The sequence below is a fragment of the Paenibacillus luteus genome (genome assembly GCF_006542765.1).
GTDB lineage: Bacteria > Bacillota > Bacilli > Paenibacillales > Paenibacillaceae > Pristimantibacillus > Pristimantibacillus luteus.
The window spans coordinates 60,199-78,906 of record NZ_SKCD01000097.1; the positions used below are offsets into that span (position 1 = coordinate 60,199).

At 49.5% G+C, this 18,708-nt stretch carries 15 protein-coding genes; 1 reads left to right on the top strand and 14 read right to left on the bottom strand.

All coding sequences use genetic code 11. The annotated features are described in order from the left end of the window. Positions 1-216: 216 nt before the first annotated feature. The 5 genes from E0496_RS34605 to ftsE all read right to left on the bottom strand — a co-directional run bounded on the left by E0496_RS34605 (position 217) and on the right by ftsE (position 6,125). Positions 217-1,518, bottom strand: coding sequence for a PDZ domain-containing protein (locus E0496_RS34605; RefSeq protein WP_141506443.1), 1,302 nt, complete (start codon positions 1,516-1,518; stop codon positions 217-219). A 105-nt stretch (positions 1,519-1,623) separates the two neighbouring features. Next, positions 1,624-3,045 carry a S41 family peptidase gene (locus E0496_RS34610; protein WP_141506580.1) on the bottom strand — a complete coding sequence of 474 codons (1,422 nt, stop codon included), beginning with the start codon at positions 3,043-3,045 and terminating at the stop codon, positions 1,624-1,626. A gap of 214 nt (positions 3,046-3,259) precedes the next feature. Continuing rightward, positions 3,260-4,519: a murein hydrolase activator EnvC family protein gene (locus E0496_RS34615; RefSeq protein WP_241675096.1), complete on the bottom strand. Its 1,260-nt coding sequence runs from the start codon at positions 4,517-4,519 to the stop codon at positions 3,260-3,262. A 12-nt stretch (positions 4,520-4,531) separates the two neighbouring features. Then, positions 4,532-5,449, bottom strand: coding sequence for a permease-like cell division protein FtsX (gene ftsX, locus E0496_RS34620; RefSeq protein WP_141506444.1), 918 nt, complete (start codon positions 5,447-5,449; stop codon positions 4,532-4,534). Then, positions 5,439-6,125 (bottom strand): cell division ATP-binding protein FtsE, encoded by a 687-nt coding sequence (gene ftsE / locus E0496_RS34625; RefSeq protein ID WP_141506445.1) that lies wholly within the window; start codon positions 6,123-6,125, stop codon positions 5,439-5,441. Before ftsE ends, ftsX begins: the two co-directional genes overlap by 11 nt. A 299-nt stretch (positions 6,126-6,424) precedes the next feature. Between ftsE and E0496_RS34630 the strand changes: the two genes are divergently transcribed. Then, positions 6,425-7,876, top strand: a complete 1,452-nt coding sequence (locus tag E0496_RS34630) for a VanW family protein (RefSeq protein ID WP_241675097.1) — start codon at positions 6,425-6,427, stop codon at positions 7,874-7,876. A gap of 154 nt (positions 7,877-8,030) precedes the next feature. Here E0496_RS34630 and argH read toward each other — a convergent pair whose 3' ends face one another. From argH to prfB, 9 genes are all read right to left on the bottom strand, one after another. Next, positions 8,031-9,446, bottom strand: coding sequence for an argininosuccinate lyase (argH, locus tag E0496_RS34635; protein WP_139996984.1), 1,416 nt, complete (start codon positions 9,444-9,446; stop codon positions 8,031-8,033). Positions 9,447-9,472: 26 nt separating this feature from the next. Beyond that, positions 9,473-10,702, bottom strand: a complete 1,230-nt coding sequence (locus E0496_RS34640) for an argininosuccinate synthase (RefSeq protein ID WP_141506446.1) — start codon at positions 10,700-10,702, stop codon at positions 9,473-9,475. 257 nt (positions 10,703-10,959) lie between these two features. Then, complete coding sequence (argF, locus tag E0496_RS34645; protein WP_141506447.1) at positions 10,960-11,919, bottom strand: ornithine carbamoyltransferase; 960 nt, start codon at positions 11,917-11,919, stop codon at positions 10,960-10,962. Positions 11,920-11,960: 41 nt separating this feature from the next. After that, the gene (locus E0496_RS34650) at positions 11,961-13,163 is read right to left on the bottom strand and encodes an acetylornithine transaminase (RefSeq protein WP_141506448.1); all 1,203 of its coding nucleotides are present in this window, start codon (positions 13,161-13,163) and stop codon (positions 11,961-11,963) included. A gap of 6 nt (positions 13,164-13,169) precedes the next feature. Further along, on the bottom strand, positions 13,170-13,955 hold the full coding sequence (gene argB / locus E0496_RS34655; protein WP_141506583.1) for an acetylglutamate kinase: 786 nt from the start codon (positions 13,953-13,955) through the stop codon (positions 13,170-13,172). Positions 13,956-14,006: 51 nt separating this feature from the next. Next, positions 14,007-15,248: a bifunctional ornithine acetyltransferase/N-acetylglutamate synthase gene (argJ, locus tag E0496_RS34660; RefSeq protein WP_175598169.1), complete on the bottom strand. Its 1,242-nt coding sequence runs from the start codon at positions 15,246-15,248 to the stop codon at positions 14,007-14,009. A 65-nt stretch (positions 15,249-15,313) separates the two neighbouring features. Next, the gene (argC, locus tag E0496_RS34665) at positions 15,314-16,363 is read right to left on the bottom strand and encodes an N-acetyl-gamma-glutamyl-phosphate reductase (RefSeq protein ID WP_141506449.1); all 1,050 of its coding nucleotides are present in this window, start codon (positions 16,361-16,363) and stop codon (positions 15,314-15,316) included. Between the two features lie 236 nt (positions 16,364-16,599). After that, positions 16,600-17,484 carry a YitT family protein gene (locus E0496_RS34670; RefSeq protein WP_141506450.1) on the bottom strand — a complete coding sequence of 295 codons (885 nt, stop codon included), beginning with the start codon at positions 17,482-17,484 and terminating at the stop codon, positions 16,600-16,602. 87 nt (positions 17,485-17,571) lie between these two features. Continuing rightward, positions 17,572-18,679, bottom strand: a protein-coding gene (gene prfB / locus E0496_RS34675; RefSeq protein ID WP_141506451.1) for a peptide chain release factor 2 whose coding sequence is annotated in 2 segments (ribosomal slippage) — positions 17,572-18,606 and positions 18,608-18,679 — 1,107 coding nt in all. Because the reading frame shifts where the segments join, the coding sequence is not laid out codon by codon here. Between the last annotated feature and the right edge of the window lie 29 nt (positions 18,680-18,708).

Genomic DNA, 18,708 nt, shown 5'->3' on the forward strand with positions numbered 1-18,708 from the left:
GCGTCCTTTAGACGCAGAAGTAGCTTTGACGGTGAAACGGCTGTCGCCGTCCTTTGGCGGCGCAGCGCGTTTCATTCCGAGAAATGTAGAGAAAGTATGGCCTAAGGCTATACTTTCCCAGATTATAAAAAGCCCGTTGAACGATATCGTTCAACGGGCTTTTTATCTTTTGACAGCTTTTTTTCAACAAAACCTGTGGCAGTATTGTCCATGCGATCACTTGAAGCTTTCTGCCCTCTCAGCCCGATCACCGCGCCTGTTTGAGGCATGATAGCTTCTGAGCAGCTCAAGCAATGAAGCTGGTCCAGCAGAGGCATAATAGTTCGCCTGCTCGTCCGGAGCTAATATAACGCCAAGCTGATGATGCTCACCTGTAAATCGTGCGCGCTGCGCAAACTTGATTTCTCCCGCTAGATTCAGTACTTCCAGCTTGCAAAAGGCAGAGTTTTGTACAAGAGCCTCATACAGCTCTTCTTTTGTTTTCACACGTATACCATTAACCTTATGCACAATCTCGCCTGTAACAAGTCCCATTGCTGCAGCCGGCGTTCCAGGCACAATGCCCAGGATACGCAAGCCACGGGAATCATGAACGTACAATGGAGACTGAGCCGCTTCTATGGCACGACTACGCCATATAATCGCTTCATGCAGCAATAAGGAGGCGACCCCTGCGAGCGGCAGGAGAAGAGGCTGCCACCAAGCTAAAACAGCCGCAGCCGCCAAGCCTATGCTATATAATAGCAATCCTTTAGCCGCATGATTGGCTTTATCTCTTGGCAATAAGGAACGCGTCATCTCTGTAAACCCGATAATCATCGGTAAAGCCACAAACGTCCAGCCCTGCGACCCATCGGCGCCAAACAGAGGTGTCCAAGGCAGCGTTAATGCAGATGCACTGCCTGCAACACTAGGTACCAACATTAATAGCGGAACAGGCCAAAAGCCTTGCAGCATATAGCCTCCGATCAACTTTCCTCGCTTGCCTTCAAGAAACAAAGGCGTTGCCAGCTTCGCTCCTTGCCAGCGTACAAGAATCGCTTCTGCCAAATGTAAGATTGCAACCAGCACAAGCAATCCCGCTGCATCAATTCCCGCAAGGGACGCTGCCATTGATCCTAGCCAATCGGTTCGATCGGACAAAGTGGTCCAGCCTATCAGCCATTGCAGCAGCGTGATGACACCCGCACTGTAGGCAAAGCATAAATATCGTATTCGTGCGAGCATGAGAACAGCCGCTGTAGCCCAAAGCCAAATGACAGCTTCGCCTGTCAAGGCTGCACCAATGAATACTCCGGCAGCGGAGACGAAAATACCCACCAATAAACCAGCAGCAAGCGCTTTAATAACTAAGCTCGGCCAATGGTGCAGCTTTACCGCAAACATTTGCCTCTCCATCCTGATCTGCCTTGTATACTGTAAAATAATAAATAACACCGCAATATAATAAAATGGCTGTGCCACCAATTGAACAGCCGCTTGTCCGAGCCTCTCCAGCACTTCCATCGCCGTTTCCAAAGCTAACACTCCTTCTTACGTTCCGCATTTCCTTCCAAGCGCAAAAAAATAAAAGGCCGACTCCCTTAAACAGAGTCAACCTCTTATTCATTCGACGTGCCTGTATCATTTCCTGCCTACTGCCTTAATTGCTTCATGAAGCTGCGTATCATTTTTCTCATCCTGAATCCAACCAATGACCGCTTTCTCCAGCGCTTCACCAGTCAGCTTATCGACCTGTCCCGTAGCCGATAAACTGTGCTCCGTCTGAAATTTCTTAACGGCCTCTGTCGTTTCCACGCCGTAATAACCATCCTCACGCTTCGGCTCGTAGCCAAGGCCGTGCAGCATAATTTGTATGCTGCGCACTTGTTCACCCAGCATATCCTGCTTAAGCGTGTCCGGCAGGGTCAACCTAGCCACGGTGTATAAATCAGGCGGCTGCACAGTGATATCCGGCTTAATCCCATTTTGATGAATCCAATTGCCGTTTGGCGTTAGCCATTTGGCAATAGTCATTTTCAAGAGGCTTCCGTCACCAAGCGCCTTATTATAGCTCACCTGTACCGTACCCTTGCCGAACGAGGTTTCGCCAACAAGTTTGGCGCCTGCACTTTCCTGCAAGGCTCCTGCCAATATTTCAGAAGCGCTAGCACTTCCGTTATTCATCAGCACCGCTATCGGATAGTTCTTGCTTTGTCCCTTGGACAGCGTCTTCTCCCGATTCCCGTCGCGGTCTTCGACTTGAACGACTGTCGCTCCCTTAGGCAGGAAGTTCTGTGCAATATCAACAACAACAGGCAGCACCCCGCCTGGATTGTTGCGCACATCCAGCACAAGCCCCTTCAATCCTTGCTCCTCCAGTTTGGCAAGCTCCTGCTTAAAGCGCTCTGCCGTATGCAAGGAGAACTGCCTGATTTCGATAACACCTGTTCCATCCGGACGCAGGCTGCTATATACCGTCTCCACATCGATATCATCACGGATCAACACGAGCTGAATCGGATCTGAGAAACCTACCCGCTGGACTTGAATTTTAGCTTTGGTTCCTTTGGGTCCCCGGATTTTAGCTACTGCATCCTGTAAATTCAATCCGTCAAGCTTCGCACCGTTAACCGTAAGCAGAATGTCCTTGGCAAGCAAACCTGAACGCTCCGCCGGTGAGCCTTTAATAGGGGAAACAACGACAATTCGACCATTCTCCAGCGTAACCTCTGCACCGATGCCCGTGAAAGAGCCTTCGATGGACTCTGAGAAATGCTGAGCTACATCCTTCTCCATATAAACAGAGTAGGGATCATCCAGTGATGACATCATGCCACTAACTGCGCCGTCGAGAAGCTCGAGGCGATCGACTTTTTGGTAATATTTTGTTTCAATTAATTCCAGTACCGCGTTAAGCTTCGTCAGCTCATCCTCTTTCAGCCTGAAACGCTCACCCTCGCCAGCAGCGGAAGCCGTGAGTGCAGCCAGCGATGGCTTGTCCGGTTTAATAATCTGATCCGCAATCGTCAGTGTCACGAGTACGGATGCAATCATCGTCAGCATAACGAACGCGAATACTGTGCGTCCTTTGAAATGCACCTGTCTACACCCCCTTCTCAATTACATGGTCTTTGATTTAAGACCACCTTAGTATATGACAAATGGGTTAGAATTATTTGTATTATACGGTAAAGATGATCATTTCCCAGGTTGACGTTCTATAGTTCAAACAAGGCAGCCACAAGGGCTGCCTTTGATCTTGCGTTATGAGTTAGAACTATTTCAGATAGCTGCTTGGGTTTACAGGCGTTTGATTGACGCGCACTTCAAAATGGAGATGCGGGCCCGTAGAGTTGCCTGTACTGCCAACCTCGGCAATTTTCTGGCCTTTCTTCACCGTCTCGCCTTTTTCAACTTTGATCCCGCCATTGCGAATATGCCCGTACAGCGTCCAAAGCCCGTTGCCATGATCGATAATGACACAGTTGCCGTAGCTGCTCCACGTTTGGGCTACCAGCACTACGCCGCCCTCAGCCGCATAAATGTCGGTTCCTTGCGGAGCCGCAAAATCAATGCCAGTGTGCGTATGCTTTTTACCCGAAATCGGGTGAACCCGCGTACCGAAGTTTGAGCTAATTCGATAACTGTCCTTGATTGGCATGCCAAGCTTGCCACCGGTATAAGGGTTCGAAATTTTATTTTTCTCGGCATTCAGCTTCGATACCTTGGAAGCAAGAGCCATGAGCAGCTCCTCTTGTTCCTTGCTGATGCCCTCTAGCTCTTCAAGCGTACTGTCGATCTGCGACAGCTTATTGTCGAGCTCCTTAATATTAACGTTGTAGCTGGCAATCATCGTTTCCTTCTCTTGTTCCTTCTTCACGAGATGTGCCTCATAAAGCTCAAGCTTCGCGTAGATTGCCTTCACTTCTTCAAACTGCTTCTCTACCTCAACTTTTTTGAGGGAAACAAGCTCCTTCTCTTCTCTTTGCTCTGCCAAAATATCGCGGTCCTGCGATAAAATGGACTGGAGCGCATCGAAGCGGTCAATAAAATCAGTAAAGCTCGTCGCGCTAAGCAATACGTCCATATAAGAGACAAACCCATTCGTATACATAAGCCGCATCCGGGATTGCAGAAGCTCATCTCTCGTTTTCACACGCTCCTCTGCCTGTTCAAGCTCCAATCCGGTTTGCAGAAGCTCTTCTTCCTTGGCGTCGCTTTGTGCTTGCGTTTTTGTTTTATTAATGACGACATTATCAATCTCCGCCATCAGATTTTGAATAGAAGCTTCCGCTTCTGCTTTTTTCGTAACGATATCGCCTTTTTCGCTCTTTGCGTTCACGGCTTGCTTCTGTGCATTCGCTGCCTGCTGCTCGGCTTTCGCTGCGCGCCGCTCCGCTTCCTTCATTTCGGCCTTGGCAGCAGCAATCTGCTTCTTGATATCACTAAGAGAAGCTGCTTCTCCTCCGGTCGGCTGCAATACAAATACCGTCAGCATCATCATTACTGTTAATAATAACCATTTCCTCTTCTTCACGTTCGCTTCCACCTACACTTTCAAATACTTTCGTATCGAAATCGTACTGCCCCAAATGCCGATCAAGGTTCCAAGTACAATGAGCAGAGTTCCAGTCATCAAACCAGACTCTTGTATCGTGACGAGCTTTATCATCATGAGTGACAATTCCATTTGTGTAAATTTCACGAGTTGTGAATAGCCCGTTAATACAGCCGCCGTCGTAAGGGCCGAGCTTATAATGCCGATCAAGGCACCTTCAATAAAAAACGGCCAGCGGATAAAAGAATTGGTTGCGCCAACAAGCTTCATAATGCCAATTTCCCGGCGCCTTGCGATAATCGTCATCTTGATCGTGTTAGAGATCAGGAACATCGCGGTTACCGATAAGCCTATAACGATGACAATACCTATGTAACGAACAGCATTCGTAATTTTGAATAACGTTTCTACGGTGCCTTGTCCGTATTTAACTTTGGCAATAGGGATAAGCTCATCTGCTGTATTGATCGCTTCGATTTGCTTGGCAGCATCATCAATCGATTGCGGATCATAAACCTCTACCGTAAAGGAATCCGGCAGTGGATTTTTTTCATTTTCATAACCATCCAGCAAATCCTTGTTCTCATCACCCAAGTTTTTGCGCAGCAGCTCAAGCCCCTCTGCTTTGGACACAAACGTTACGCTTCTGACTTCTGTCAGATTTCCGATCTTGTTCTGAAGCTCCGTGATTTTTTCTTGTTCCACATTCAACTGCAGAAATACGCGAATTTGCACTTGGCTCTCAATTTGAGCAGCCATATGATTCACATTCAATGCAAGCAGCAAGAACATTCCGAGAATGAATAAAGATATAAAGATTGAACTCATCGAAGCGAATGACATCCAACCGTTTCGAATAATATTTTTGGCGCCTTCCCTCAGATGCCGAAGTATGGTTCTAAGCTTCATAGCCATACTCCCCTCTAGCCTCGTCACGAACAACGTTTCCATCCTCGATGGCAATGACGCGCTTGCGTATGGAGTTAACGATGTCCTTGTTATGAGTAGCCATTACGATTGTTGCGCCTCGAAAGTTAATCTCTTCCAAAAGATTCATGATACCGAGCGACGTTTCCGGGTCAAGGTTTCCTGTAGGCTCGTCCGCTACAATAACCGATGGGTTATTGACAATCGCGCGTGCAATTGACACCCGCTGCTGCTCGCCGCCTGAGAGCTGCGCCGGAAGGCTTGCATGCTTATGCTTTAGGCCGACGAGATCCAGCACTTCCATCGTCCGCTTCTTGATTATGCGTGTGGGTGCTTCGATAACCTCCATGGCAAACGCCACGTTTTCAAAAACCGTTAATTTGGGTAATAGTCTGAAATCCTGAAAAATAACGCCAATATTACGCCGGACAAAAGGAATTTTGCGCGGCTTCAGCTTGCCTATATTAAATCCGTTGACTGAAATTTGTCCTTTGGTCGGTACTTCCTCGCGATAAATCAGCTTCATGAATGTTGATTTGCCCGCGCCTGACGGTCCTACGAGGTAAACAAATTCGTTGCGATCTATACGAACAGAGACGCCTTTTAACGCATGCGTTCCGTCGATGTACGTTTTCCATATGTCTTGCATCTCAATCACATTATCACATCCTGTTTATAGTCAGTACTACTATTTCGACAGTTTGTGCTGAATTCCTTCATAAGGAGCAGCCTTTCCTCATTTTTCACAAATCTCATAATCAAAGGCTTTGTCGAATCGAGCTTCTGTTGCCCATTAGACAAATATGAGCAAGTCTTTGCATATACATGTAAGACTGTCTTTTTCAACCTATCGAAATAGGTTATTTTCTCAACGGAATGGAATTCTCTATTTCACCGCGAAACGGGCTTTTAACAGAAAGCTCGGCCACCGTCGTAGCGCCTAACACGTAGAAAGGAGTGATTCGTATCGTCAAACGAATACACATTACGATTATCCTCGTTGCCTCCCTGCTGCTCATAGCAGCTGTCGGCTGGGGATTTGTCTGGAATTACGCGCATCAAAAAACCGTCCCCAATGAGGTCGTAGCCGGAGGGATACCCCTCGGAGGTCTGCCGATTAATGAAGCGCTGGAGAAGCTTGAGAATTATGAAGATTCGCTGCTGCAGCGTACGATTACGATTCATACCGAAGCATCCGCAGATGACAAGAAACAGTGGACCGTAGAAGAACTTGGCTACAAAACTGAGTTTCAAGGCATCCGCGAAGCTTTAGCCAAGCTGGATGAGGGAGATAGTTGGGAACGTGCCCAATATCGCTACCATTTTCAAAAAACATATACGATTAGCCAACGCTGGAACCCTGATGCCTTTGATGCCGCAGTTCGAAAGCAATGGAGCTATATCGAAAAAAATGAAGCCAAAAATGCCACCCGTGCCATTACGGATGACGATAAGGTCGTTTATGAGCCGCATCTGGATGCGTACCGCCTTAATATCGAACCGTTGAAGGTGCAGGTTGATGAATGGGTCGTCATTAAGCAGGAGAAACTCGGAGCATCCGTGGAAAAAGCCTTTAAAGGCGTGCTACCGATTAAGGCGATTCATCCCGCCATAACGCTGGAGAAGCTGAAAGATGAGGGCATTGATCGTAAAATAATCGAATTTTCCACCGACTTTCGGACGAGTGCGGAAGGACGGGCACATAATGTCACCGTAACCGCCCAGGCGCTTAACGATTGGGAGCTCGCGCCTAATGAGATTTTTGACTATAGCAAGCTGATTGCAAAGGCTGAAGAGCTCTATGACTACCGGGAAGCACCCGTAATTCTAAACGGAAAACTGGTACCGGGGATAGGCGGCGGTATCTGTCAGGTATCCAGCACACTGTATAATGCTATATTGCGCACCGGCCTGGAGATTGTGGAACGTCGCAACCATTCCCTGCCTGTTGCCTATCTGCCCATTGGTCAGGACGCCACCTACGCGGGCGGGGCTATTAATTTCCGTTTTAAAAATACAACCGGCAAGCACCTCATCATCCGAACGGAAGTCGCAGACCGCAAGCTCACCATTAAACTGTTCGGCACTATGAACGAAAACGAGCGCTATGACATTGAATCGGTCACGCTCAAAACCATTGCACCATCCGTGCAGGAAAGCAGCAGTAACCGTTTATCCCCTGGCCAAAAAGTCACCATTGAAAAGGGCAAGCCGGGATATGTCGTCGAAACCTATCGGACACTGTTGCGTGATGGGAAAACCGTTTCTAAAGACCGCGTGTCGCGCGATACATACAAGGCACAACCAACGGTCATTGAAGTCGGTTCGATGAAAGGTGGCAACAGCCCTGCAGCAACCCCTACGCCACCCGCTCGTTCGCAAGAGCCTTTGCTTGAAGATGGGATTTAGCCGTAATGCTTAAGTATTCGGATTAATCTCCGCATTATGCTAATTAACGACCAATCCCTACAAAACCACTTTTATTGCAGAAAAAAAGCAGTTCAGCTTGGCGCCTACAAGGCGCCTCTGAACTGCTTTCCTATTTAAGATTGCTGAAAATGTATTATCTGCTGCGCTCCAAGTACTCGGTTACCCATGCAGCCGTTTGCTCTAATGCAAGCTCAGCGCGGCCAATAGCGTCCTGCACCTGCGTTTTCGCTGTACCGCCATAGACGTTACGGGCATTAACAACCTGCTCTGGCTGCAGCACGGCGTAGATCCGATCGTCGAACAGCGACGAGAATTTTTTGAATTCCTCCAGCGTCAGGTCCAGCAGGTATTTGTTTTGCTCGATGCAATACAATACCGTTTTGCCGATAACCTCATGCGCTTGGCGGAAAGGCAAGCCTTTGCCAACGAGGAAGTCCGCGATGTCCGTTGCGTTCGAGAAATCCTGATTCACCGCTTGGCGCATCCGGTCTTTGTTCACTTTCATCGTTGCGATCATTGGGGCGAACAATTGAAGTGCGCCTTGCAGCGTCTTCACGGTATCGAACATGCCTTCCTTATCTTCCTGCATGTCCTTATTGTACGCCAGCGGCAGCGACTTCAGTACGGTCAGCAAGCCAACAAGATCACCGTAGACCCGTCCGGTTTTGCCGCGCACAAGCTCGGGCACATCCGGATTTTTCTTCTGAGGCATAATGCTGCTGCCTGTACAGAAAGCATCATCAAGCTCTACGAAGTGGAACTCCGTGCTCGACCAAAGAATAAGCTCTTCGCTCATACGCGAGAGATGCATCATAATAATGGACGCATCAGCAAGAAACTCGACGATAAAATCGCGGTCGCTTACCGCATCTAGGCTGTTCTCATAGACACGGTCGAATTTCAACTGGCTCGCTACAAAATGACGATCGATCGGGAACGTCGTTCCTGCCAAAGCGCCAGCACCTAGTGGGAGCACGTTGATCCGTTTGTAGCTGTCCTGAAGACGCTCGATATCACGTCCGAACATCGATACATATGCCATCAAATGATGGGCGAACAAGATCGGCTGCGCACGCTGCAAATGTGTGTATCCCGGCACAATTGTATCAATATTCGCTTTGGCTTGCTCGATAAGCGCAAATTGCAGCTTATAGAGCATATCCACGAACTCGACTACGCGTTTGCGAAGCCACAAATGCATATCCGTCGCCACTTGGTCATTACGGCTGCGTCCTGTATGCAGCTTCCCGCCAACGGAGCCAACATCATCGATCAGCGTTTTCTCGATATTCATATGAATATCTTCATCCCCGATAGAGAACTCGATATCGTTGCGCTTGATGCGTTGAAGAACGCGGTGCAAGCCGTCTTTAATTTTCTCAACGTCATCAGCAGGCAAAATACCTTGTTTGCCAAGCATTGTTACATGAGCAATACTGCCTTGGATATCCTCTTCGGCAAGCTCCTTGTCGAACATAATCGATGCCGTATATTCCTCTACCAATTGGTCTGTTTTCTTCGTAAAACGACCGCCCCATAATTTACTCACTGGTTCGTTACACTCCCTTGTAAACCTTATTTATTGCTGACAGCAGAGGACACTTTCAAGCGCAAAGCATTCAAACGGATGAAGCCTGTCGCATCACCTTGATCGTACGCTTGTGAAGGATCGGCCTCCATCGTTGCAATGTCAGGATTGTACAAGCTAACTGGACTTTGCACGCCTGCACCGATTACGTTGCCTTTGTAGAGCTTCAGACGAACAACGCCGCTTACGTTCTTTTGGGATTCTGTTACGAGTGCTTGCAAAGCAAGACGCTCAGGAGCAAACCAGAAGCCGTTATAAACAAGCTGGCTGTATTTTGCAATCAGGGAGTCACGAAGATGCATCACTTCGCGGTCCATCGTCAACGATTCCATTTTGCGGTGAGCCGTGAACAGGATCGTTCCGCCCGGTGTTTCATACACGCCGCGGCTCTTCATGCCGACGAAGCGGTTCTCAACCATATCCACACGGCCGATGCCGTGCTTGCCGCCAAGCTCATTGAGCGTATCCATAACCTCAAGAGGGCTCAGTTCTTTGCCGTTAATGGCTGTACAGTTGCCTTCTGCAAAAGTAAGCTCCACGTATTCCGCTTGATCTGGAGCGTTTTCTGGAGATACGCTAAGCACGTACATGCTTTCGTTCTCTTCGGAGCTTGGATCGAACCAAGGATCTTCCAGCATGCCGCTCTCAAAGCTAATGTGCAGCAGGTTGCGATCTGTCGAATAAGGCTTTGCAGCAGATGCTGTAACCGGAATGTTATGCTTCTCTGCATAAGCGATCATTTCCGCGCGGCCCGGGAATTCTTCACGGAACGCTTCGGAACGCCATGGCGCTATAACGCCAATCTCCGGTGCAAGCGCAGCAGCTGTCAGCTCGAAACGAACTTGGTCATTGCCTTTGCCTGTTGCGCCGTGCGCAATGTAAGTCGCGCCTTCTGCACGGGCAATATCAACCATGCGCTTAGCGATAAGCGGACGGGCAATGGAAGTACCTAGCAGATATTGACCTTCATACAGTGTTCCAGCCTGAAACATCGGGTAAATAAAGTCTTTCGCGAACTCTTCGCGAAGATCGTCAATGTAAACCTTCGATGCGCCTGTCGCTAGTGCTTTTTCTTCCAAGCCGTCCAATTCATCCTTTTGTCCGATGTCTGCCGTGAAAGCGATGATTTCAGCGTCATACGTTTCTTTCAGCCACTTGAGGATAACCGATGTATCCAGGCCTCCCGAGTAAGCAAGTACGATTTTTTCTTTTGCCATGGTAATGATAACTTCCCTTCAAATGAATTGATCTATATCAACAATTTATATTAATTGAACTAAACATCTACGTTATGGTCGCTGCGCGAGGTGATCATTCTTACGATCGCGGTTGTAGCCAGATTCTTTTATTGAATTAAACCTTAAAAGGTATGAATCAGACTACAAAGGCGAACAATTCGTTTCTACAGAACGATCTTCTCGCTTCGCTAAACCTTTAAATCTTTTGCTCAACTTATTTATTTCCAAAATCTAAATTAAGCCATAATGGCTGCCATGATTGCTTTTTGCGCGTGGAGACGATTCTCAGCCTGATCAAAAATAATCGAACGATCGCCGTCAATGACTCCCTCGCTCACTTCTTCACCGCGGTGCGCTGGCAAGCAGTGCATGAAGAGGTAATCCTTCTTAGCATATTTCGCCAAAGCTTCGTTCACCTGATAAGCTGCAAAAGCAATCTCGCGTTCTTTCTGTTCCGCTTCTTGCCCCATACTCGCCCATACATCCGTATAAACGATATCCGCATCCGCGATTGCTTCCTTCGGATCACGGCAAATGTGGATTTGCGAGCCCGTCTCAGCCGCATGGTCCTTCGTCTGTTGGATAATATCAGCATCCGGCTCGTAGCCTTCCGGTGTGGCAACCGACATATGAAGTCCCAGCTTGGCAGCACCCATGAGCAAGGAATGCGTCATGTTGTTGCCATCGCCGATATAAGCGATTTTCAGCCCTTCCAGACGGCCCTTTTGCTCCAAAATCGTCTGGTAGTCCGCGAGTGCCTGGCATGGATGCGAAAGATCCGTCAAGCCGTTAATGACCGGAATCGTTGCTCCGCGAGCCAGCTCAACCACTTTACGGTGCGCAAATGTACGAATCATGATGCCGTCCAAGTAACGGGACAACGTTTGGGCTGTATCCCAAATGGTCTCGCCGCGTCCGATTTGCAAATCATTACCGCTTAGGAACAAGCCTTGGCCGCCCAACTGGTACATGCCTACTTCGAACGAAACGCGCGTGCGTGTCGACGACTTTTCAAAGATCATGCCCAGCGTTTTCCCTTTAAGAACATGATGGGTTTCGCCAGCTTTTTGCTTTTGTTTCAAATCAATAGCCAAATCGATCAAGTAACGGATTTCCTCCGGCTTGAAATCAACCAGCATTAGAAAATCGCGCCCCTTCAAGCTTTGCGCTAATTCCTCTTTTACAGCTCCTTGCATAATAGAGCCCTCCTTCAGCTAAAAACCTTCTGCTTGCTTATTTAAACAACTGGCTGTTGCTTCTCCAGTAGATCTACCAATATGGAAACGGCGATGTCGATTTCTTCATCTGATACGAGCAGATTCGGCAATAGGCGAATGACATTCGGACCTGCCGAAATGGCAATCAACCCGCGTTCCTGCGCTTGATTCAAAATCTCGCCAATCGGCTCCGCGCATTCGATGCCAACGAGCAGTCCCAAACCGCGAACCTCACGCACAAAAGCATTTCCTGCTAGCTTCTCACGAAGCTGCGTCATCAAATATTCGCCCTGCTGAGCCGCTCGTGCTGAAAGGCCTTCTCCGACAATCGTCTCCAATGTCGCCTTGACGACTGCAGTAGCGATCGGCGTGCCGCCAAAGGTCGAGCCATGGCTTCCTGCCGTAAAGCCTTCGCGAAGCTTCTCTTTCGCAGCCATGGCGCCGACCGGGAACCCGCTTCCAAGCCCTTTAGCCATCGTGAAAATATCCGGTTCGATGCCAAAATGCTCATAAGCAAACAGCTTGCCCGTACGCCCCATTCCGGTTTGAATCTCGTCTACGATCAGCAGGATTCCCTGCTTCTCGCAAAGCGCCACAAGCGATTTCAAATAATCAGGATCAACCGGATAAATACCGCCCTCTGCCTGAACCATCTCCAGCATAACCGCTGCCGTCTGGTCAGAAACCGCTGCTTCAAGCGCAGCCAAATCGTTCAACGGGATTGTTTTGAATCCGGCTGGCAATGGAGCGAAGCCTTCCTTCACTTTCGCTTGGCCCGTCGCTGTAAGCGTTGCAAGCGTACGCCCATGGAAGGATTGCTCGAAGGTAATAATCTCAAATCGGCCGTTGTTCAGCACTTTCTGGTTATAACGACGGGCTAGCTTAATGGCTGCTTCGTTAGCTTCCGCACCCGAGTTGCAGAAGAAAACTGCATCCGCACAGCTGTTGTCCGTGATAAGCTTGCCCGCTTCCGCCTGGTTTGGAATATGAAACAGGTTGGATACATGCCAAAGCTCATCTAACTGCTTAACAAGAGCTTCCTTGATTTGTTTAGGAGCATGCCCAAGATTCGTAACGGCAATCCCGCTCATAAAATCAAGGTATTTGTTCCCTTTATCGTCCCACAGCCAGCTTCCTTCTCCCTTGACCAAAGCCATTGGATATCTTGCATAGGTTGGAAATAGGGATTCATCCGCAGCTGCCGCTGTTTTGATTTCACTCATCGCCTTCTACACCCGCCCTTCATTCGTCTGAACAATACGCGTACCAACGCCGCCCTCGCGAACCGCCTTGGTCAGTACGCCCGGCTCCTCGCCGCTTACGATAACCACTTCGCTTACACGTCCTTGTATGCATTGAATCGCTGCGCGCACTTTCGGAATCATGCCGCCGTATATTTCGCCGCTCGTGATCATTTCCTCGATTTCCGCAACCGAGACAACAGGAAGCACCTGCTTTTGCCCGTCCACCGTTTTCAAAATGCCCGGCACATCCGTCACAACGATCATTCGCTCTACGCCCAGATGGGAAGCAACCGCTCCCGCTGCCGTATCTGCATTGATATTGTAGCGCTGGCCTTGTTCATCGATGCCAATTGGAGCAATAACAGGGATATATCCCATCTCCATAACGCCTTCAATAATGGCTGCATTCACGTCCGTGACATCGCCGACAAAACCGATCTCTGCCGCATTGGCAACAGGACGCGCTTGTATGAGCATACCATCTACGCCGGATAGTCCTAGCGACTTAGCTCCGTTGATTTGGATTTTACGCACGATTTCCTTATTGATCCGTCCCGCTAGCACCATCTCTACCACGTCAAGGACCGCATCATTCGTCACCCGCAGCCCGTTCACGAACCCCGTCTCGATTCCAAGCTTGCCCAGCGTTTCGGAAATAGCGGGACCGCCTCCGTGTACGATAACCGGAAGCACGCCGGAGAGCTGCAGCTCCCTCAGTTCGTCAAAAAAGCTGTTCGGAAGCGCCGCTAGCGTGCTGCCTCCGCATTTCATTACAAATCGTTGCTCCGTCACTGTCTCATACCCTCCAAGCCTCTTCTTTGCTTACGTCCGATAAGCCGCGTTAATGCGGACATAATCATAGGTCAGGTCGCAGCCCCATGCCGTCGCTGTTCCCTCGCCGTTATGAAGGTCCACGCGGATAACGACCGTATCGCCCTTCAAATAGTCCAAAGCGAGTTCCTCGTCGAAGCCGACAGGACGCGATTGCTCCAATGTCACAATATCGCCTAGACGGATATCAACCGTCTCCGGGTTCACGGGCTGGCCTGCACGGCCTACTGCCGCAATAATCCGTCCCCAGTTCGCATCCGCTCCAAACACAGCCGATTTGACAAGTGATGATCCGATAACCGTTTTCGCAATGGCTTGAGCTGAATCGTCGCTTACCGCGCCGTTCACCTGTACTTCAACGAGCTTCGTCGCGCCTTCGCCGTCACGGGCAATTGCCTTCGCCAGCACCTCACATACATAACGAATGGCAGCTGTGAATGCATCCCAGCCCTCATGCGCTGCCGTCAGCTCGTTGTTGCCTGCAAGACCGCTCGCCATAGCGACCAGCATGTCATTCGTGCTCGTATCGCCGTCAACTGTAATCATATTGAACGTCAGATCCGTAGATTGGCGCAGCACCTGTTGAAGCGCCTCACTGCCGATCGCTGCATCCGTCGTCACGAAGCCAAGCATCGTTGCCATATTCGGGTGAATCATGCCTGAGCCTTTTGCCGCGCCGGCCACATACACGCGCTTGCCGTCTAGTTCGAGCTCGACGCAGACCATTTTCTGCACCAAATCCGTTGTCAGGATCGCTTGGCAAAAATCATCCGCTCCTTCGCGGCTTCCTGCCAGCTTAACAGGCAATCCGTCAATGCCGGTGCGTACCTTATCCATTTTCAATAGCTCGCCAATCACACCCGTTGAAGCAACCGCAACTTGATCAGCCGCTACGCCGATGGATTCTGCGAATCTGGAACGCATTTCATAAGCATCCGCATCACCTTGCTTGCCTGTGCAAGCATTCGCGTTGCCGCTGTTCACAAGCACAGCGCGAAGCAAACCGTCAGAGCCGATGCTCTCCCGCGTCACTTGCAGCGGTGCTGCCTGGAAAACATTCGTCGTATACACACCTGCTGCTGCCGCCGGTACCTCGCATACGATCGCACCCAAATCGTTGCGCGTCGTTTTTTTGAGACCGCAATGCAGTCCGCCTGCCTTAAAGCCTTGGGGAGTCGTTATCGAGCCGTCCGTGACGACTGAGAACGAGGTAGCCATAGTATCCTGTCCCATCGTAAAATCGTATCTCCTTCACCTGTATAAGTATGGATGATAAGTTCAAAAGCTATGTTTGCTGCTTAAGGGTAAACGGGAACAAATTGCAGACCGAGCGTCTCGTCCCAGCCCATCATCAGGTTCAGGTTTTGAATGGCTTGACCTGCCGCGCCTTTAACCAAGTTATCAATAACGGAAACAATCGTCACACGGCCCGTACGCTCATCAACCGCAAAGCCGATATCGCAATAATTGGAGCCCCAGACTTCCTTCGTAGACGGCCATTGTCCTTCTGGACGGATACGCACGAATTTGCGGCCTTCATAGTAGGAACGGTAAAGCTCGATAAAATCATTCGTGCTCCTATCGCCTTGCAGCGTCGCATACATCGTAGACATAATGCCCCGTGTCATCGGTACAAGATGGGTCGTAAACGTTGTAACCACAGGCTTGTTCGCTGCGTCCGAGAGTACCATTTCAATTTCCGGAATATGTTGATGCTTATTTAATTTATAAGCTTTAAGATTTTCATTCAGCTCTGAATAATGAGTGCCTAGTGAAGCTCCACGCCCTGCGCCAGACACACCCGATTTTGCGTCAATAATGATGGTAGCCGGATCGATCCAGCCCTCTTTGACTGCTGGAATAAGGCCAAGCAGCGTCGCGGTCGGGTAACAGCCTGGATTGGAGATGAAAGGGGCGTTTACGACCTGATCCCCGTAAATTTCAGCCAAGCCAAAAACCGCTTGCTTCAGATAAGCCTCATCCGCAGCTGGTTTTTTGTACCATTCTTCATATAATGCAGGCGATTTCAAGCGGAAATCACCGGATAAATCAATCACTTTTAAACCAACCTCAAGCAAAGACGGCACCAATTTAGACGCGACACCGGCAGGGGTTCCAAGGAACACTACATCTGCCTTGGCTTTAATGGCTGCTGGATCTACGTCATCCAGCAATTCCTCGCGAATGCCCAGCAAATGCGGATAGCCCTCTGTAATTGGAGTGCCTGCTGCGGAGGAAGAAATGACCGAAGTTATCTCTGCCAACGGGTGGGATGCGAGCAATCGAATGAGCTCTACACCGCCGTAGCCGGTTGAACCGATTATTGCTATTTTCACCTTTGTGCTCATGTTAATCTCTCCTCGAAACTAGATGCTGCACGCTGAGTTCGGCTCGCGCTGCAGCTCTCTCTATTGCTCTTTCCGCACGCGGAAAGGTTGTCATCTTCTTCAACTTATAATTGTACAACATTCGGCAGTTGATGGAAATACGCACATTCTTTCGTATTATTATACATTCGAATTCATAATAATACAACGGACAAATCATGATGTATTCAAGGCCTTATCTCCATACTCACAACTACTTAACTCTCCAGCTTAAACCCTTGCCCAAGCACCTCGGCCGTATTGCTTATAATGACGAAGGCACCTGGATCAATTGCCCGCACCAGCTGTTTGAGCTTCGGCACCTCATTTTGCCCAACGACGACCATCAATACCGTACGCCCTGCTCCCGTGTATCCCCCATGTCCATCCAAACGCGTCAAGCCGCGGTCCAGATCATTCAGAATCGCTTCGGCAACCAGCTCGGAATGCTCGCTGATAATGAACGCAACTTTCGACAGCTGAAGTCCGCTTTGCACAAAATCAATCGTCTTGCTCGTGACAAACAATCCGATCAGCGCATAGAGTGCCACCTCAGGCGAAATAATGATACCCGCCGCAATAATCACGCACCCATCAAAGCAAACGATCGCCAGGCTAAGTGGGAGGCCTGTATACCGGTGCAAAATTTGCGCCGCTAAATCCAGGCCGCCTGTCGATGCCCCACCACGAAAAACAAGGCCCAATCCAAGCCCAACGCCGATCCCACCGTAAATCGCTGCAAGCAGTGGATTATCTGTTGGCGAAGGCCAACCATCCGTTATCAGTACAAACAACGGCAAAATGATCGAGCCCAGCGCTGTTTTGACAGCGAAACGTTTGCCAAGCAGCCACAAGCCTGCAATAAACAAAGGTATATTAATCGCCCATTGCGTAAGCGCTGGCGTAATACCCGTTACTCGCTGCACGAGAATAGACACCCCAGACACTCCGCCCGAAGCAATGCCATTTGGAACCATAAACATATTAAAGCTAATGGCAACGATGGCCGAGCCGATCAGCAGTTGAACGATGCTCCACACTGACTGAGCGCGCGGACTCAAAACACGGCCACCTTTTTTTCTTTTTAAAGCCCCCTCGTTCATACCACCGATCCCCCCGTAAGCTTATTTTCGCAAAAAGAAGAGCTCCACACGTCTCTCGTGTCGGAACTCTTCCCCGTAGCTATTTATTTAATCATGACGAATCTGATGGCGCAGATAACCATCGATAAACGCATCGATATCTCCATCCATAACCGCGCCTACATTTCCTGTCTCCACCGAGGTACGGTGATCCTTAACCATACTGTAAGGATGGAACACATAAGAACGAATCTGGCTGCCCCAAGCAATCTCGGATTGATCGCCGCGGATTTCTGCAAGATGCTTAATCTGCTCCTCGATCTTGCGCTCATACAGCTTGGAACGAAGCATCTTCATCGCCCGCTCCCGGTTCTGGATTTGCGAGCGCTCCTGCTGACACGCCACCACGATACCGGAAGGAATATGCGTAATTCGAATCGCGGACTCCGTTTTGTTGACGTGCTGGCCGCCCGCTCCGCTCGCACGGTACGTATCAACCTTTAAATCCTCAGAACGAATCTCGATTTCAATACTGTCGTCAATTTCTGGTACAACATCGCAGGAGGCGAAGGATGTATGGCGACGGCCCGCAGAATCGAAAGGAGAGATACGGACGAGCCTGTGCACGCCCTTCTCTGCCTTCAAATAACCGTAGGCATTAAAACCCTTAACGAGTATCGTCACGCTCTTGATACCGGCCTCATCACCCGGCAAATAGTCGAGCAGCTCCACCTTGAAGCCACTTTTCTCCGCCCAGCGCGTGTACATCCGATAAAGCATTAAGCCCCAATCCTGCGACTCGGTACCGCCAGCTCCAGGATGCAGCTCCAGTATCGCATTAAGCTTGTCATAGGGCTGGTTCAGAAGCAGCTGGAGCTCAAACTCACTGATCTTCTTCATAAGCTTCTCTACGCCGCTTACAACGTCTGCAGCAACCGATTCATCGCTTTCCTCTTCCGCAAGCTCTAACAGCATCTGCAGGTCTTCCTGCTCGCTATTAAGCCCAGCGTAGTGGTCGACGACCGACTTGACCGCATTCATCTCCGAAATGACGCCCTGTGCCTTGTCATTATCATCCCAAAAATCAGGCATCGTCATCTTCTCTTCGAAATTGGCGATAATCTCTTGCTTAATATCTAAGTCAAAGAGACCCCCTGAGCTCTTGGAGACGCTTAGCCATTTCACGCAGGTCTTGTTTAACCGTTATGTCTATCATAGCTTCGCTTCACCTCAAAATCATTCTTC

Excerpts from the sequence above, each read along its gene's own strand:
- E0496_RS34610 (WP_141506580.1), bottom strand. The coding sequence starts at position 3,045 with ATGCTGACGATGATTGCATCCGTACTCGTGACACTGACGATTGCGGAT.
- ftsX (WP_141506444.1), bottom strand. The coding sequence starts at position 5,449 with ATGAAGCTTAGAACCATACTTCGGCATCTGAGGGAAGGCGCCAAAAAT.
- E0496_RS34640 (WP_141506446.1), bottom strand. The coding sequence starts at position 10,702 with ATGGCAAAAGAAAAAATCGTACTTGCTTACTCGGGAGGCCTGGATACA.
- argF (WP_141506447.1), bottom strand. The coding sequence starts at position 11,919 with ATGCAAGGAGCTGTAAAAGAGGAATTAGCGCAAAGCTTGAAGGGGCGC.
- E0496_RS34650 (WP_141506448.1), bottom strand. The coding sequence starts at position 13,163 with ATGAGTGAAATCAAAACAGCGGCAGCTGCGGATGAATCCCTATTTCCA.
- argB (WP_141506583.1), bottom strand. The coding sequence starts at position 13,955 with ATGAAATGCGGAGGCAGCACGCTAGCGGCGCTTCCGAACAGCTTTTTT.
- argJ (WP_175598169.1), bottom strand. The coding sequence starts at position 15,248 with ATGGGACAGGATACTATGGCTACCTCGTTCTCAGTCGTCACGGACGGC.
- argC (WP_141506449.1), bottom strand. The coding sequence starts at position 16,363 with ATGAGCACAAAGGTGAAAATAGCAATAATCGGTTCAACCGGCTACGGC.
- E0496_RS34670 (WP_141506450.1), bottom strand. The coding sequence starts at position 17,484 with ATGAACGAGGGGGCTTTAAAAAGAAAAAAAGGTGGCCGTGTTTTGAGT.